General features: G+C 59.8%; 12 protein-coding genes, 1 tRNA gene and 3 pseudogenes. 13 read left to right on the forward strand and 3 right to left on the reverse strand.

The window, feature by feature from the left end:
- Window positions 1-11 precede the first annotated feature (11 nt).
- The 3 genes and pseudogenes from WA157_RS19940 to WA157_RS19950 all read left to right on the forward strand — a co-directional run.
- Window positions 12-959, forward strand: a complete 948-nt coding sequence (locus WA157_RS19940; protein WP_422622649.1) for a DUF4268 domain-containing protein — start codon at window positions 12-14, stop codon at window positions 957-959.
- A pseudogene (locus WA157_RS19945) lies at window positions 956-3,121 on the forward strand (type I restriction endonuclease subunit R); the annotation flags it as partial. The gene WA157_RS19940 and the pseudogene WA157_RS19945, both read left to right, overlap by 4 nt.
- Window positions 3,122-3,187: 66 nt before the next feature.
- Window positions 3,188-4,177 (forward strand): annotated as a pseudogene (locus tag WA157_RS19950) (DUF3387 domain-containing protein); the annotation flags it as partial.
- A gap of 90 nt (window positions 4,178-4,267) precedes the next feature.
- On the opposite strand, the gene WA157_RS19955 reads toward WA157_RS19950, so the two are convergent.
- The 3 genes and pseudogenes from WA157_RS19955 to WA157_RS19965 all read right to left on the reverse strand — a co-directional run bounded on the left by WA157_RS19955 (window position 4,268) and on the right by WA157_RS19965 (window position 6,477).
- Window positions 4,268-6,118 carry a hypothetical protein gene (locus WA157_RS19955; RefSeq protein ID WP_422622650.1) on the reverse strand — a complete coding sequence of 617 codons (1,851 nt, stop codon included), beginning with the start codon at window positions 6,116-6,118 and terminating at the stop codon, window positions 4,268-4,270.
- Between the two features lie 36 nt (window positions 6,119-6,154).
- A pseudogene (locus WA157_RS19960) lies at window positions 6,155-6,286 on the reverse strand (DUF6538 domain-containing protein); the annotation flags it as partial.
- A gap of 115 nt (window positions 6,287-6,401) precedes the next feature.
- Window positions 6,402-6,477 (reverse strand) — tRNA-Arg (locus WA157_RS19965).
- Between the two features lie 91 nt (window positions 6,478-6,568).
- Between WA157_RS19965 and WA157_RS19970 the strand changes: the two genes are divergently transcribed.
- The 10 genes from WA157_RS19970 to WA157_RS20015 all read left to right on the forward strand — a co-directional run bounded on the left by WA157_RS19970 (window position 6,569) and on the right by WA157_RS20015 (window position 16,898).
- Window positions 6,569-7,111, forward strand: a complete 543-nt coding sequence (locus WA157_RS19970) for a c-type cytochrome (RefSeq protein ID WP_422622651.1) — start codon at window positions 6,569-6,571, stop codon at window positions 7,109-7,111.
- A gap of 135 nt (window positions 7,112-7,246) precedes the next feature.
- Window positions 7,247-8,029, forward strand: a complete 783-nt coding sequence (locus WA157_RS19975; protein ID WP_422622652.1) for a 16S rRNA (uracil(1498)-N(3))-methyltransferase — start codon at window positions 7,247-7,249, stop codon at window positions 8,027-8,029.
- Window positions 8,030-8,263: 234 nt separating this feature from the next.
- Window positions 8,264-8,917 (forward strand): OmpA family protein, encoded by a 654-nt coding sequence (locus WA157_RS19980; RefSeq protein WP_422622653.1) that lies wholly within the window; start codon window positions 8,264-8,266, stop codon window positions 8,915-8,917.
- A gap of 114 nt (window positions 8,918-9,031) precedes the next feature.
- Complete coding sequence (gene pyk, locus WA157_RS19985; protein WP_422622654.1) at window positions 9,032-10,462, forward strand: pyruvate kinase; 1,431 nt, start codon at window positions 9,032-9,034, stop codon at window positions 10,460-10,462.
- A 305-nt stretch (window positions 10,463-10,767) separates the two neighbouring features.
- Window positions 10,768-11,832 (forward strand): class II fructose-bisphosphate aldolase, encoded by a 1,065-nt coding sequence (fba, locus tag WA157_RS19990; RefSeq protein ID WP_011462535.1) that lies wholly within the window; start codon window positions 10,768-10,770, stop codon window positions 11,830-11,832.
- Window positions 11,833-12,087: 255 nt separating this feature from the next.
- A complete protein-coding gene (locus WA157_RS19995) occupies window positions 12,088-13,005 on the forward strand; it encodes a phosphoribosylaminoimidazolesuccinocarboxamide synthase (RefSeq protein WP_011462534.1) in 918 nt (305 codons plus the stop codon).
- A 52-nt stretch (window positions 13,006-13,057) separates the two neighbouring features.
- Window positions 13,058-13,831: a FadR/GntR family transcriptional regulator gene (locus tag WA157_RS20000; RefSeq protein WP_422622655.1), complete on the forward strand. Its 774-nt coding sequence runs from the start codon at window positions 13,058-13,060 to the stop codon at window positions 13,829-13,831.
- A 150-nt stretch (window positions 13,832-13,981) separates the two neighbouring features.
- Entirely contained in the window at window positions 13,982-14,785 is an 804-nt protein-coding gene (locus WA157_RS20005; RefSeq protein ID WP_422622656.1) for a (Fe-S)-binding protein, read from the forward strand.
- Complete coding sequence (locus WA157_RS20010; protein WP_422622657.1) at window positions 14,782-15,468, forward strand: LutC/YkgG family protein; 687 nt, start codon at window positions 14,782-14,784, stop codon at window positions 15,466-15,468. The genes WA157_RS20005 and WA157_RS20010 overlap by 4 nt, the downstream gene beginning before the upstream one ends.
- Entirely contained in the window at window positions 15,465-16,898 is a 1,434-nt protein-coding gene (locus WA157_RS20015; protein ID WP_422622658.1) for a LutB/LldF family L-lactate oxidation iron-sulfur protein, read from the forward strand. Before WA157_RS20010 ends, WA157_RS20015 begins: the two co-directional genes overlap by 4 nt.
- The last annotated feature ends 21 nt before the right edge of the window (window positions 16,899-16,919 follow it).

Genomic DNA, 16,919 nt, shown 5'->3' on the forward strand with positions numbered 1-16,919 from the left:
CTACCTCCGCCATGAAAAAGCCACTCAGCAAGTTACAGCGCGTTCCACTGCGCGAAGCCTGGAAGCACGAAGCCAACGACTTCACGCCATGGCTGGCAGAGGCTGAGAATCTCAACGCTCTTGCAGACGCCCTGGAGTTGGGCAGCCTGGAGTTGGTGGCATCCGAACATTGGGTGGGTGACTTCAAGCTGGACATTCTTTGCACCAACGGTGAAGACCAGGTGATCATCGAAAACCAGCTTGAGAAGACCAACCATGGCCACTTGGGGCAAATCATCACCTACGCTGCCGGCATCGGGGCCAAGAAGGTGATTTGGGTCGCAGAGACATTTCGACCAGAACACATTGCTGCACTGGAGTTTTTGAACCAGAACACGACGGAAGACCTGAACTTCTTTGCCGTTGAAGTTGAACTGTGGCGCATTGGTGATTCGCCTTTCGCGCCCAAGTTCGAGGTGGTGGCCCGACCCAATGAATGGGCCAAATCGGGCCGCGAGCAGGCGCGAGTAGCTTCAACTTCAACGCCCACCAAGCAAAGGTTGCTCAAGTTCTGGAGCGCATTGAACGAGTACCTGACCATACACGCTCAGAACATTCGCCCGCAGAAGCCGCAGCCTCAGCATTGGCTGAACAACTCAATCGGTCGCGCAGGGTTTGGACTAAATCCAACTGCCAGCCATCGCGACCGTCGCTTGGGCGTCGAGGTCTATATCCACCATGCCGACTCCAAGCAGCATTATCACGCTCTGCTGGCACAGAAGGAGGCGATCGAAGCCAAGCTCGGATGCAAGTTGGATTGGCAGGAGTTACCCGATGCCCACTCATGTCGCATCGCAGCGTGGCGTCACGACTGCCCTTTGGAAGATGAAGTCCGCTGGCCTGATTACATCAAATGGTTCGCTGAGACTCTGGTCAAGATGAATGCCGTGTTTAGACCGGCAATTCAAGCCCTCCCATGACCGAAGATCAGCTCGAACAGGAAGCATTGGGCTGGTTGTCCGATGTGGGCTACACCCATGCCTTCGGCCCCGACATCGCCCCGGACGGCCCCACGCCCGAGCGCGCCAATTACCATCAGGTTGTCTTGACATTTCGCCTGCGTGAAGCGATCCGCAAGCTCAACCCGGCCGTTCCCTCCGCTGCCCGCGAAGACGCCCTGAAGCAGGTGCTGGACCTGGGTATCCCGGCCCTGCTCAGTGCCAACCGGCACTTCCACCGCCTGCTCGTGGCCGGTGTGTCGGTGCAGTATCAAAAGGACGGCGAAACACGGGGCGACTTTGTGCGCCTGATCGACTGGGCCGCGCCTGCCAAAAACGACTGGCTCGCGGTGAACCAGTTTTCGATTCGCGGCCCGCACCATACGCGCCGACCCGACATCATCCTGTTCGTCAACGGTCTGCCCCTGGTGTTGCTGGAGTTGAAGAATCCGGCCGACCTGAACGCCGATGTCTGGAAAGCCTACGACCAGATCCAGACCTACATGGAACAGATCCCCGATGTGTTCCAAACCAACGAGATGCTGGTCATCTCGGACGGCACCGAGGCGCTGCTGGGTTCGCTCTCCGCAGACCCCGAGCGTTTCATGGCCTGGCGCACCATCGACGGCGTGACGCTGGACCCGCTGGGTGAGTTCAACGAGCTGCAAACGCTGGTGCGCGGCGTGCTGGCGCCCCAGCATCTGCTGGACTACCTGCGCTACTTTGTGCTGTTTGAAGATGATGGCGGCATCGTCAAGAAGATTGCCGGCTACCACCAGTTTCACGCGGTACGGCTGGCGATCACACAGGTGCTTGCGGCATCACGTCCCGGTGGCTCGCAAAAGGGAGGCGTGGTCTGGCACACACAGGGCAGTGGCAAAAGCATCACCATGACCTGTTTTGCTGCCCGCGTGATGCAGGAGCCGGCGATGGAGAACCCCACCATCGTCGTCATCACCGACCGCAACGACTTGGACGGTCAGTTATTCGGTGTGTTCAGCTTGGCGCAAGACCTGTTGCGCGAGCAGCCGGTACAGGCACACACGCGGCAAGACCTTCGCACATTGCTGGCGAACCGGCCTTCCGGTGGAATTGTGTTTGCCACGATCCAGAAGTTCATGCCGGGTGAGGATGAGGATATGTATCCGGTTCTCTCTGACCGGCACAACATCGTGGTGATCGCCGACGAGGCGCACCGTACCCAGTACGGCTTCGAGGCCAAGCTCAAAACACGAAAAATCCCGCTCGCCCAGGCAGGTCGGGTGCATCTCGCTACCAAGGTCGAAGCGACTGGCAATGGTTTGGCGACGCCGCACCGCGCCGAATTTGCACCCCCGGCTTATGACGCTGGCGGGGTGACCGAGCGCTACCAGGTCGGCTATGCCCAGCACCTGCGCGACGCACTGCCGCACGCCACCTTTGTCGCCTTCACCGGCACGCCGGTCAGCAGTACCGACCGCGACACCCGTGCCGTGTTTGGTGACTATATCCACGTCTATGACATGCAGCAGGCGAAAGAGGACGGTGCCACGGTCGCCATCTACTACGAATCCCGCCTGGCCAAACTCAGCCTGAAAGAGGCTGACCTCCCCCTGCTCGACGAGGAAGTGGACGAGCTGGCGGAAGACGATGAAGAGAGCCAGCAGGCCAGGCTCAAGAGCCGCTGGGCCGCGCTGGAGAAGGTGGTCGGCGCCGAACCCCGCGTCGCCAGCGTGGCCGCCGATCTGGTCGCCCACTTTGAACAGCGCAACACGGCCCAGACGGGCAAAGCGATGGTGGTGGCGATGAGCCGCGACATCTGCGTGCATCTCTACAACGAGATCGTCAAGCTGCGCCCGGACTGGCATGACGCAGACCCCGAACGCGGGGCCATCAAGATCGTGATGACTGGCTCGGCCAGTGACAAAGCGCTGTTACGCCCGCACATCTACAGCGCCCAGACAAAGAAACGGCTGGAGAAGCGATTCAAAGACCCAACCGACCCGTTGCGCATGGTGATCGTGCGCGATATGTGGCTCACCGGCTTTGACGCACCCTGCGTTCACACCTTGTACGTGGACAAACCGATGAAAGGCCACAACCTGATGCAGGCCATTGCCCGGGTCAACCGCGTCTTCAAGGACAAGCAGGGCGGCCTGGTGGTGGACTACATCGGCATCGGCAGCGAGTTGAAAGCCGCCATGAAGGAGTACACGGCCAGCCAGGGTCGTGGGCGCCCCACCGTCGACGCGCACGAGGCGTACAGTGTGCTGATGGAGAAGATGGACGTGCTACGCGCCATGCTGCACGGCTTTGATTACAGCGGATTTCTCACGGGTGGTCACAAGACGCTGGCGGGTGCAGCCAATCATGTGCTGGGCCTGAAGACAGGTGAAACCCGGGATGGCAAGAAACGCTTTGCCGACGCGGCTCTGGCGATGAGTCAAGCCTTCACCTTGTGCTGCACGCTCGATGAAGCCAAAGCGGTGCGCGAAGAGGTCGCTTTCATGCAGGGTGTCAAGGTCATCCTGACCAAGAAGGAGACCTCGGCCAAGAAGCGCACCGACGAGGTCCGTGAGCTGGCCATCCGGCAGATTATCAGCCAGGCAGTGGTCTCCGAGAGCGTGGTGGACATCTTTGACGCGGTGGGCCTGGACAAACCCAACATCGGCCTGCTGGATGATGAATTCCTGGCACAGGTGCGCAACCTGCCGGAGAAGAACCTGGCGGTTGAGTTGCTGGAACGCCTGCTCGAAGGCGAGATCAAGAGCCGGTTTGCCGGCAACGTGGTGCAAAACCGCAAGTTCTCCGAGCTGCTGGCCAACGTCATCACCCGCTACCAGAATCGGTCCATCGAGACCGCGCAGGTGATGGAGGAACTGGTCGAGATGGCGAAGAAGTTCCGTGATGCGGCAACGCGCGGTGAAACCCTGGGCCTGAGCGAAGACGAGGTGCGCTTCTATGACGCGCTGGCCAACAATGAATCAGCGGTGCGCGAGTTGACTGATGAAACGCTCAAGAAGATCGCCCACGAGCTGACCGAGAACCTGCGTCAGAACCTGAGTGTGGACTGGTCAGAGCGTGAAAGCGTGCGGGCCAGACTGCGTTTGATGGTCAAGCGCATTCTTCGCAAGTACAAGTACCCGCCCGATTTACAGGATGCGGCGGTCGAGCTGGTGCTGCAGCAGGCGCAGGTCATGGGGGAGAGTTGGGTGCAATGATGCGCCCTGATGACCTTGGCACCCGCAGCTCGGATCAGGTAAGGTCACGGTCCTCAAGGCCATCTTTTCTCGGCTGACCGGAAGAAGTGCTTATAGGTGAACTGTCGGCAACTCGTCATTCAGCGGCCCCATGTCCTCTCTATCGCGCCTGAACCCGTGTTTCGTTTTCAGAGCGAGTCCAACTCGATACAACCCATGTTCAATGTCGAACGGCGCAATCTCAGGCACAACATAAGTCAAACCATTTACTAGGGCTGTCATCTCTGCCTTTGATGTCTCGGTGTAGTGCTCCCGATTTACATCTGCCGGCAACTTGTGCCCAATCACGGTATATCGAATGTAGACCCGCAGCATTTCGTCGGCGCTTATCAACTCAGCTATCGGCACGCGGGCAAGCCCATTGTTCGCATTACGCCTGAAGTTGTGAAACACGCGGGTGTTGTCGCGCGGCATGCCCAAACCTTCCAACATGGCCGAAAACCGCCGGATCGCCTCCTTGGCGTAGCGTGCGGGCGTATTGGTGTAGCTAAGCTCGGCGAACACCCGCCGAAATCCCTTCTCGCGAAGCCGCCGGCAGTAATCTACAAACCCTAACTCAATGAGGCGTGCGTGAATCGGAACCACTCTGGCGCTTGCCGGCGTCTTAAGCGACTTGTCCGCAGTCTTGCGGTTAATGTCAATACACCAAACATCATCAATCAGCGCAACGTCAGTTAAATGCAATTGAGCCGCTTCACTGATGCGGCATCCCGCATAAAGTGCCAACAGGGGCATCCAGTATTCAAATGGTCGCCATGCTTGGTTGCCTTTTGTGACGTGAACACCGTTCCCAGTCTTGAAGTGGGTCTGCCCAAAAATCCGCGCAAGCTCATCGTCGGTAAAGGAACGCCGCCCTTCTTCTTCGTCATCCGCCTCAGACTTACGCTCAACCTCTATGGCCTCCGCTCGCGTCAGGCCAAGTTCATCGCGAACAGCACTCGCAAGATCGTCAGCGAGGTGCTTCTTTGTATGCAGCCAAGCAAATAGCCGGAACAACCAAAGCATGCGCTCGCGCTGCATGTCGCGAGTCATCACCGGCCAGGCTCTACCGTCGGCCTTAAGCGCTTCGATGGTCTCCTTCATCGTCGCGCGCTTAATTTCCTTAGGCAAGTGATTTACCTTGCCGGGCAAGGTCTTGAGGGGACCATCTCGAAACGCCCGGATCGTGTCTGAATCAATTTCCGAAAGAGGCAGGTCACCCATGAATTCTGCAAACAGCATGATCCCGGCCTTGCGCTGGCGTTGCTCAAATTTACTGGCAAGCGTCTTTGCCAAGCCTTCCTTGTCTGAGCAGTATGCGTCTACCGCCTCAGAAAACCGCTTAGATGCCCATTTCCCATGCGCGGCAGGTTTAGCTTCAACCATCGCCTTTCGGGCGGCCTTCGCGTGTTCAATCGCATCCGATGAAACGCCATGTGCCAATCGCCTGCGCTGCGTCTCAACATCGGCGACTAATACTTCGAGCCGCTGCACGGGCACCGTCATCACTGTGTCGGGCGCAAACAGCATCCCCGGGTGCCCCGGCAAATCGAATGCAACAATTTCCACAGATTGAAGACCATTAGCGAGCACCGCCGCCGCTACTCCCTTCACATCACTGAGGGGCAACATGTCGGTTCGGGTACGCTCAAGCGCACTCACTGGCATGGAATTTGGTTGGGGTATCACAACACCGCCAGACCGCCCAGCCATGGCATCGTTGGGTTCAAGCTCATCAAGTGCAACGTCGTAACCACGAACTTGTGACAGGCGACAGAAAAGTCTAAGGACGCCACCAGCAGCGGCCCGCAGAAAGTGATCCATGCCTATGCCAGACAAGCCCACAGCTTCGGCTAGAGGCACCCAACCACCGCTCGAAAGAACCGGCGACCCTTCAACGAGTTTGAGAACGTCAATAGTCATGGGTACAGACTCTAGCCGCAAAAGCTGGCCTCGCCAGTCTGCCAACAAGACAGCTGCAACCAACTTTGCAATGGCAAGCTCATGAGTTCGGCAGGATTGAATGAATTCACGACGGCCCGCTGTATCCCGCAGCCGCGCCGGGACGACAAGTCGTGCCCACCACACGCCTCCACGCCTCCACGCCTGAAAAGATTCTGCATTTCACCCACCTTTTGTAGCAAGGTGATGTAGCAGTCAGCACCGATTCCCAAAAGCCCTTGTAGATCAAGAAGTTGGGAGGTGTTGGTGCGGCTGGCGGGGATCGAACCCACGACCCTTGGCTTCGGAGGCCAATACTCTATCCACTGAGCTACAGCCGCTTGCTGGAGCGTGCATTGTAGGTGCTTTCAGAGGGGGCGGCCGCTATAATCGCGACCTGCTTTTCAAGCCCCCCGATTTCCAGAGGACACCATGACCGACAACAGCCCCGCTACTGTTCACGATGAGGCGCATAGCGGCCCCATCAAAAACCCCAAGCAAATGCTGCTTGCCGTCACTTTCTCGTTTGTGGTTCCGATCTTCGCCATCATTGGTTTGGTTTACTACGTGACCATGGGCAACAAACCCGCCGCCACCGAAGCCAACACGGAACAAGCAGTGGCCGCACGGATCCAGAAAATTGGCCGGATCGAAATTCGTGACGCCAACCGGCCGCTGCGCACCGGTGAAGAGGTGTTTAAAGCCCAGTGCACGGCCTGTCACACCGCTGGCCTCGTCGGCGCCCCCAAATTTGGCGATGCGGCGGCCTGGGCGCCGCGCATTCAGACCGGCTATGACGCACTGCTGAACTCGGCGCTCAAGGGTAAAAATGCCATGGTTGCCCAGGGCGGCGGTGAATTTCAGGACCTGGAAGTCGGTCGCGCCGTGGTTTATATGGTGAACGCCGCCGGTGGCAAGTTCGCGGAGCCGCAAGCGGCCGCCGCCCCGGCTGAGGCGGCGTCAGCCGCCAAGTAAGACCCGTCCGCGCGACACCCACGATGCCGACTGTCAGTCGGCATTTTTTATAGTATTTTGGCCTCTAGCCCCCGTGAAATATAGGCATATCGCTACTTATTTGGTAGCAATAACATAGTTATTGTCAATTTCCCTATGCCCCGTTTTTACTGCCCAACCTCGCTGCGCTGCGGTGAGCTGCTTGACCTGCCAGCCAGCGCTGCCCGTCACGTGCAAGTGCTGCGCCTGCAGCCGGGCGACAGCATCACGCTGTTTAATGGTGGCCCCGGCTGGGACGAACGCGACTCAGAGCACCCGCAGGGCGGAGAGTTTGAGGCCAGCGTCACGCGCATGGGCCGCAGCGATGTGCAGGTGCAGGTCGGCGCCTATCACGCGGTAGAGCGCGAAGCAGCGCATCAGGTGCATCTGGCCGTGGGCATGCCGGCCAACGAGCGCATGGACTGGCTGGTCGAAAAAGCCACCGAACTGGGCGTGGCCAGTATTCAGCCCCTGATGACCGAGCGCAGCGTGCTGCGGCTCAACCCGGAGCGAGCCGGGAAGAAGCAAGCGCACTGGCAAAGTGTGGCGGTGGCCGCTTGTGAGCAGTGCGGCGGCAACCGGGTGCCGGTGATTCATGCGGTCATGACCTTGGCGGCGTGGATCAAGGCGCAAGCAGCGCAGGCGAGCGGTCAGCGTTTGTTGTTGTCGTTGCGCCCGGGTACGCAAAGTGTTCGTGCCGCCGTGAACGCCTTCGCCGGTCCTGCCAGTGCCGGCGCCCCTACCGAAGCCATCACCTTTTTGTCCGGCCCTGAAGGCGGCTTGAGCCCGGCCGAGGAAGACATCGCGCTGGCCTGTGGCTTTGCGCCGGTGACACTGGGTACCCGCGTGCTGCGCGCCGAAACAGCGGCCGTGGCCGCACTGGCTGCCTTGCTGGTGTAAGCGATACGGCACGCAGCGAACCAACGCAGTGCCCTCAATTGCTGAAGACTGATCGACAGTCTCACAAGCTGTTCAAAACCGACCCGCCGGCGCGCACGCCGGGCGAATCGAAGGTGTACAGCCTGCGCCCAGATAAGAGCTCACCCATTTTCCTTGTAGGACATGCGGTTTCTCAAAGAATGCTGAGATGTGGGTGTTATAAGAAAAAGCACGAGCAACTTACCAGGACGAAACATGAAGACCATCTCATCAAAATCACGTATTGTTATTTTTAGCATGGGTGCGGTTGCCCTGCTGGTCAGCGGCTGCGCCAACATGACCGAAACCCAGCGCAGTTCAGCCATCGGCGCCGGTGTTGGCGCGTTGGCAGGCGCCGCCATTGGCGACAGCCGCGAAGCGACCGCGATCGGTGCTGGCGTCGGCGCACTGGGTGGCTATATCTGGTCAACGCAGATGGCCAAGAAGAAGGCAGATATGGAACGCGCCACGGCGGGCACCGGTGTTGATGTCATGCAGACGGCTGACAACCAGCTCAAGCTCAATATCCCAAGCGACATTTCGTTCGACATCAACCGCTTTGACATCAAACCGAATATGCGTCCGATCCTGGACCAGTTTGCACAAGGACTGAGCAGCCAGCCCAATACAGAAATCCGCATCATCGGTCACACCGACAGCACCGGTTCTGACAGCATCAACGACCCGCTGTCGGTCAACCGTGCCGCCAGTGCGCGCGATTACCTGGTTGCCCGCGGCGTGGATGGCCGGCGCATCCAGATTAATGGCCGCGGCTCACATGAGCCCATTGCCGATAACAACACGGAGCGCGGCCGGGCCCAGAACCGCCGCATCGAGATATTCCTGGCCGAGCGTTCAGTCGCCCGGTAGTCCTTTCTTCTCTGCGGCACGCTTTGGGGGCCGCAAAAGCAGGGGGACAGGCTGTTGCTGGCATGTAACTGTTTCCATGTAAAAATGGAAACTTGATTACAAGGAGACTGCTTCATGCCCCGTCGCGCCACAAAAATTGTTGCCACTCTCGGCCCCGCCTCGAGCGACCCCGCGTTGCTGGAGCAGATGATTCGCGCCGGTGTCAACGTGGTGCGCCTGAACTTCAGTCACGGTACCGCGCAAGACCATATTGACCGGGCGCGTCTGGTGCGCGAAGCGGCCAAGCGCGCCGGACGCGAGATCGGCATCATGGCTGACTTGCAGGGTCCCAAAATTCGGGTTGGAAAATTTGCCGACGGCAAGGTGGTTCTGGAGCCGGGCCAAAAGTTCGTGCTTGATGCTGCGCGCACCGAGCTGGGCGATATTGACGCCGTCGGGCTGGACTACAAGGCATTGCCGAACGAGGTCAAGGCGGGCGATGTGCTGTTGCTCAACGATGGTCTGATCGTTATCACGGTCGATGCCGTCAAGGGCGCGGCGATTCACACCACCGTCAAACTGGGTGGCGAGTTGAGCAACAACAAAGGCATCAACAAACAAGGCGGCGGCCTGAGCGCACCCGCGCTCACCGCCAAGGACATGGACGACATCCGCACGGCGATGAGCTTTCACGCTGATTACGTGGCCGTCAGCTTTCCCAAAAACGCGACCGACATGGAAATGGCGCGTCAGTTGTGCAACGTGGCAGCCGAAAACGGCCACCGGCCCGGCCTGATTGCCAAGATCGAGCGTGCGGAGGCGATCCCCAAACTTGAAGAAATATTGCTCGCCAGCGACGGCATCATGGTGGCGCGCGGCGACCTGGCCGTCGAGGTGGGCAATGCGGTGGTGCCGGCGCTGCAAAAACGCATGATCAAGCTGGCCCGCGAGCACGACAAGGTGGTGATTACCGCCACCCAGATGATGGAGTCGATGATCAACAACCCGGTACCGACCCGCGCCGAAGTGAGCGACGTGGCCAACGCGGTGCTGGACGGCACCGACGCCGTCATGCTGTCAGCCGAGACGGCGGCGGGCAAATACCCGTTGGAGACCGTCGTTGAGATGGCCAAAATTTGCCATGCGGCCGAGGGCGGCGAAGATTTCAAACTCGAAGCTGACTTCACGGGCAAAACCTTCAAACGCATTGACCAGTCGATCGCCATGGGCGCCTTGTTTACGGCGCATCACCTGGGTGCCAAGGCGATTGTGGCCATGACCGACAGCGGCTCCACCGCGCTGTGGATGAGCCGCCACCTGATTCAGGTGCCGATTTACGCGCTCACATCCAAAGTGGCGACGCAGCGCAAGATGACGCTGTACCGCAATGTGCGCCCTTTGTTCATTGATACCAGTGCCGACCGGGACACGGCGCTGAACGAGGCCGAGAACTATCTGAAAACCCGAGGCATCGTGCAGGCAGGCGACATTTATGCCATCACCTGTGGTGAGCCCATGGGCTCGCCCGGCGGCACCAATATGCTGAAAATTTGCCGGGTCCGCTAGCGGCTTTCGCCGTCTAAACCACAGGCCGCATAAGCCGCGGGCGTTTTGACGGGCGCATTGGCAATGGGTCCGCCTGACACCTGCACCACGCCGGGCCATGGCAACAGAAGCAGCAGGTTCGCGAACCGGGTGACTGCGGGTTTCACGACGGGAGTCGTGTTGTGACAAGACGTGGGCGGTGATGGTGAAACATTAAGTCACGCTTAAAGTCGGGCGCCGGAGCCAAAGTGCAGCGCGCAACCGTGCCGCTCCGTTAAAATTCAGACCAGTTACCAATCAGTTACCAACTTATCAAGGACACCATCATGGCACTTGTTTCAATGCGCGAACTGCTCGACCATGCCGCCCTGAATGGTTACGGCATCCCGGCTTTCAACGTCAATAACCTGGAGCAGGTGCAGGCCGTCATGTCGGCCGCCGATGAGGTCGGCGCACCGGTCATTCTGCAAGCCAGCGCTGGCGCGCGAAAATACGCTGGTGAGCCCTTCATCAAACATCTGATTCTGGCCGCCATCGAAGCCTATCCACACATCCCGCTGGTCATGCATCAGGACCACGGCCAGAGCCCCGACGTGTGCCAGGGAGCGATCAACCTGGGCTTTAGCTCGGTCATGATGGACGGCTCCCTGATGAGCGATGGCAAAACCATTGCCAGTTATGACTACAACGTCGAGGTGACGCGCAAAGTGGTCGCCATGGCGCACGCCGTTGGCGTGACGGTGGAAGGTGAGCTGGGGTGCCTGGGCTCGCTGGAAACCATGAAAGGTGACAAGGAAGACGGCCACGGCACCGAGGCCACCATGACGCGTGAGCAGATGTTGACCGACCCCGAGCAAGCGGCAGATTTTGTCAAGCGCACCCAGCTTGACGCGTTGGCCATTGCCATTGGCACCAGCCACGGCGCCTACAAATTCACCCGCAAGCCCACCGGCGATATTTTGGCGATTGACCGCGTCATGGCCATCAACAAGCGTATTCCCAACACCCATTTGGTGATGCATGGTTCCAGCAGCGTGCCGCAAGAGTCGCTGGCCATCATCAACCAGTTTGGCGGCAAGATGCGCGAAACCTACGGTGTGCCGGTTGAAGAAATCCAGAAAGCGATCAAGTTTGGTGTGCGCAAGATCAACATCGACACCGACATTCGCCTGGCCATGACCGGTGCCGTGCGCAAATACATGTTTGAAAACCCCGAAAAATTCGATGCCCGCGACTGGCTCAAGCCCGCCCGCGAAGCCGCCAAGGCCCTGTGCAAGCAGCGCTACCTGGAGTTTGGCTGTGAAGGTCAAGGTTCAAAAATCAAGAGCCACTCATTGAGCGTGGTGGCGGGGCAATATGCGCGTGGTGAGCTGGCGCAAGTGGTGAAGTGATCTTTAGCGGCTCTTGGTAGCGTTCAAGAAGCCACCTGCGGGTGGCTTCTTGCATGGGCCTGCAGCCCTGCGGCGTCTTGCTTATGTGCCCTATTTGCTTCCAGCCCCCGTTGAATGGGCTTGATCAGCTATTGAATTTGCAGCATTTTCCAGCGCGGGCGCGGGCTTAAAATTCATACGGTTACACCTCGCACAACCCAATCTGTCCGGGACACCAACCGCTTTCTGGTTTCTTCTTGACTGGCACCCAACTCCATGAACACTTCACAACCCGCCCTGCACACTTCCATGCTCACCTCTTTGCCGCTGCTGGCGCGTGGCAAGGTGCGCGATAACTACGCCGTCGGCATTGATCGCATCCTGATGGTGGCCTCTGACCGCCTGAGCGCCTTTGACGTGATCATGGGTGAGCCCATTCCGGGCAAAGGCGCGCTACTGACACAAATGGCGCTGTTCTGGTTTGACAAGCTCGGCCCCAAAGGTCTGAACCTGTGCCCGATTCACCTCACCGGTGATGCGCCCGAGAGCGTGGTCACCGCCGCCGAAGTGCCGCAGGTGACGGGCCGCTCGATGCTGGTCAAGCGCCTGAAGCCCTTGCCGGTGGAAGCCGTGGTACGCGGTTATCTGGCCGGCAGCGGCTGGAAGGAATACCAGCACAACGGGGCCGTGTGCGGCGTCAAGCTGCCAGCCGGGCTGCAGAACGCCTCCAAACTGCCCGAGCCGATCTACACCCCGGCGGCCAAGGCTGCGGCGGGCGACCATGACGAGAACATCACGTTTGAGCAAACGGTCGAGATGATCGGCCTGGACCTGGCCACCCGCATCCGCGACATCAGCATTGCCATCTACAAGGCGGCGTCGGAAATTGCACGTGCCAAGGGCATCATCATTGCCGACACCAAGTTCGAGTTTGGCCTGGACGCCGACGGTACGCTGACGCTGATGGACGAGGTGCTGACGCCCGATTCATCGCGCTTCTGGCCCGCCGAGAGCTACCAGGAAGGCATCAACCCACCCAGTTTTGACAAGCAATTTGTGCGTGACTGGCTGGAGCAGGTGCAGGTCAACGGCAAGCCCTGGAACAAAACCCCGCCCGCGCCACGCGTGCCCGACGAGGTGATTGCCAAGACCGCTGCCAAATACCAGGAAGCGCTGACGCGGTTGATCGGTTGACAGTATCGGCGGTGGCGCTATCATTCAATTGGTCTTACCAATTTAAAATGCCATGCTTGCACGCCGCCCTGCCGTCACCCGCCTCGCCGACACCGTCGCCGGCGAGCTTGAAAAAAGAATTCTGGAAGGTTCGCTCAAACCTGGCGATCTGTTGCCCTCAGAGCGCGATCTTGCCGTTGAGCTCGGTGTGTCGCGCCCTTCGCTGCGGGAGGCCATCCAGAAGCTGGTCGCCAAAGGCTTGCTCAGCACGCATCACGGCAGCGGCACCCATGTCACCGACCGGCTGGAGGCGCATTTTGTCGACCCCTGGCAGGACATGCTCAACGGCCACCCCCTGCTGCACCAGGACTTGCTCGAATTTCGCCAGATGCTGGAAAGCCAGGCCGCCTACCTCGCCGCCGAGCGCGCACTGGATGTCGACATCCAGCGCCTGGACGCCGTCTATGCAGCGCTGGAGACCACCTTTGCCAGCAACGACTTGCAGGCCTGTATTGACCAGGATGTCCTCTTTCATCAAGTGATCGCGGAGGCGGCCCATAACGTGTTGATCGGGCACCTGAGCGCCAGTCTGATGCGGGTGATCCATGGTCACATTTCCGGCAGCCTGGCGCATCTTCATGCGCAGCCTCAGCGCTGGGAACAGTTGCAGTCGCAGCACCACGCGATCTGGCAAGCTGTTCGCGAACACCGGCCCGAGGAAGCGGCCCGCGCCGCTCGCAGCCACATCGAATTTGTACGCCAGAGCATGGAAGACAGCGCCCGGCAAGAGGAGCGCCGCCTCAGCGCCATGAGACGCCTGGGAACCTTGGCACCCGTCAGCGTCTGACCCTGCGGCCGGGCAACGGGGCTGGGGAAAGAGGGTCCATCACCAACCAGGGTAAACCCCTATTGTTCAGGCTCATTTGTTTTTTTACAGTCGAATTTATTGGTCATACCAATTTACCAATCAACAAGAACTATCGAGAAAAGAGCCAGCATGGAGCCAAACAGCCAATTCCCGCGCCAGTATCCACCCAAGCCGAGTGATGTCTATCTTTTTGCCACCTGCCTGATCGATCAATTCACGCCCGAAGCGGGTCTTGACACGGTTCGACTGCTGGAACGCGAAGGCATCAAGGTGCATTACCTGGAGCAGCAAACCTGCTGTGGTCAACCGGCGCACAGCAGCGGCTTTCCGGACGAGGCGCGCGCGGTTGCCTTGCAGCAATTGAATCTGTTCGTGGAGCCCTGGCCGGTGGTGATTCCATCAGGGTCATGCGGCGGCATGATTCGCAAACACTATCCGCACCTGTTTGCCAACGATCCGGTATTGCATGCCAAGGCGGTGGAGCTGTCCGAGCGCGTTTATGAGCTGAGTGAATTTTTGGTGCACGTGGTGAATTTTGCTCAGCCGGATCTGGGCACACCCTGCACCGTGGCGCTGCATACCTCCTGCCATGCACGGCGCGAAATGGGCTCGCATGAAACCAGCGCGGCACTGCTCGATAGCCTGGCGCAAGTGAATGTGGTCGAGCAGGCGCGGATTGAAGAATGCTGCGGCTTTGGCGGCACGTTTGCCATGCGCTACCCCGATATCTCGGAGGCGATTGCGACCGACAAAGTAGCCGCCATCAAAGACACCGGGGCCGAGCGGGTCGTCAGCGCCGACTGCGGCTGCCTGCTCAACATCACCGGACGGGCCGCCAAACAGGATGAGTTGGCCGGGCGTACAAGCCCCACCTTGCCGGGTGAACACCTGGCCAGCTTCTTGTGGCGGCGCACGACGGAGGCCGCAGCATGAGCGCGCGCGACAGCATCCTCGCCCGCCTGCGCGCCACCTCGATTGCAGAGACACCGCCACTGCCCGACGTCAAGACCTGGTTTGATGCGCACCGCCGCAACGAAGATACAGATCAGCGCGTCACCCGTCTGCGCGCCGCACTGCAAGCCGTGAAGACCGAAGTGCATGACGTCAGCGCCACGGATTGGATTGAGGTGCTGCTGCGCATCGCAGCGGCTAAGGGTCTGCGCAACTTGCTGATCGGCACCGGCACGACGCATGGGGCAGAACTCGAAGCCCGTCAGCCCGAGAATCTGAAACTCCTGCCTTATGCCGATGCCATCGACTCCTGGCGCGATGTCTTGTTCGACGACATTGATGCCTCGCTGACGCTGGCCCGCAGTGCCATTGCGGAAATTGGCAGTCTGATTCTGTGGCCCGACGCCTCGGAGCCGCGCCTGATGTCCCTGGTGCCCTCGGTGCACTTCGTATTGCTGGATGTGGCCACCATTCATTCCGATTTTCATTCGGCGATCACAACCGAGGGTTGGAAAGACGGTTTGCCCACCAACGCACTGCTGATTTGCGGCCCGTCCAAGACCGCGGACATTCAGCAAACGCTGGCCTACGGCGCGCATGGCCCGCGGGAACTGGTGGTGCTGTTGCGCCACGCAGCAAATGCAGACCAAGGAGCAGCGGCATGAGCCAGGTCATCAAAATTCACCCGATGGAAGACTTCAAGGAGCGCAGCCGGGGCGTTCTTAACGATCCGGGCCAACGCAAGAATTTTCGCGGCGCCATGGATTTCTTGATGGCCAAACGGCTGGCCCAGTTTCCGGATCAGGAGGAACTGCAAGGCTTGCGTGATTTGGGCTCGGCGATCCGGCGCTACAGCCTGGCCCATCTGCCACGTCTGCTGGAGCAGTTGGAGGCCAAGCTGACCAGCAACGGCGTTCAGGTGCACTGGGCGCAAACCCCTGATGAGGCCAACGCCATCGCGCTCGGCATTGCGCAGCGGGTCAAGGCCAAACGCATCATCAAAGGCAAATCGATGGTGAGCGAGGAGGTGGGTTTCAACCATGCCATGGAAGCGGCCGGCATTGAAGCATTCGAGTCCGACATGGGTGAATACATCGTGCAGCTCGCCGGTGAAACACCGTCGCACATCATCATGCCGGCCATCCACAAGACCAAGCAGGAAATTGCCAAACTCTTTGCCGACGAGATTCCGGGCGTGGCCTACACCGAAGATGTGGATGCGCTGATCCGCATTGGGCGCAAAGTGCTGCGGCGCAAGTTTGCCGATGCGGATATTGGGCTCTCGGGGGTGAACTTCTGCGTCGCGGAGACCGGCACCCTGTGTCTGGTCGAGAACGAAGGCAATGGCCGCATGTGCACCACCGTGCCGCGCGTGCACATTGCCATCACAGGCATCGAGAAAGTGGTGGAAAAGCTCGAACACGTGCCCCCGCTCTACAGCCTGCTGTCGCGTTCAGCCACCGGCCAGGCGGTCACCACCTACTTCAACCTGATCAGTGGCCCACGCCAACCGGGTGAAAAGGATGGCCCGGAAGAAGTGCACCTGATTCTGCTCGACAACGGCCGCACCCAGGCCTATGCCGATGAAGAACTGCGCGAGACCCTGAAATGCATCCGCTGTGGCGCCTGCATGAACCACTGCCCGGTTTATGCCCGCATTGGCGGCCACGCCTATGGCACCACCTACCCGGGCCCGATTGGCGCCATCATCTCGCCGCACATGCTGGGGCTCGATGCCACCTATCCGCTGGCTTTTGCTTCCACCCTGTGCGGTGCCTGCGTCGAGGTGTGTCCGGTCAAGATTCCGATCACCGACATTCTGGTGCGCTTGCGCAACGAGGCCCAGGCGCGGCCCGACAGCATGGAGGCCACCTTGCGCGGCAGTGGCGCCGCGCGCACCGCTGCCGGCACGGCTGTCTGGAGTGTCTGGGCGCAGGTCTACAGCCGGCTCGGGCTGTACAAGTTGGCATCGTGGTTCATGAGCCGGGGCCGTGCCCTGTCGCCGACCGAACAAGGCGCCTGGACGCGCAGCCGCACACCACTGATCCCGGCGCCGAAACGCTTGCGGGACCTGTTGAAAGACAGAAAGCCGTGAGCGTGTTGATTCAAGCGCCGT

The organism is Rhodoferax ferrireducens (assembly GCF_049302455.1).
In the GTDB taxonomy this organism is placed as follows: Bacteria; Pseudomonadota; Gammaproteobacteria; order Burkholderiales; family Burkholderiaceae_C; genus Rhodoferax; species Rhodoferax ferrireducens_B.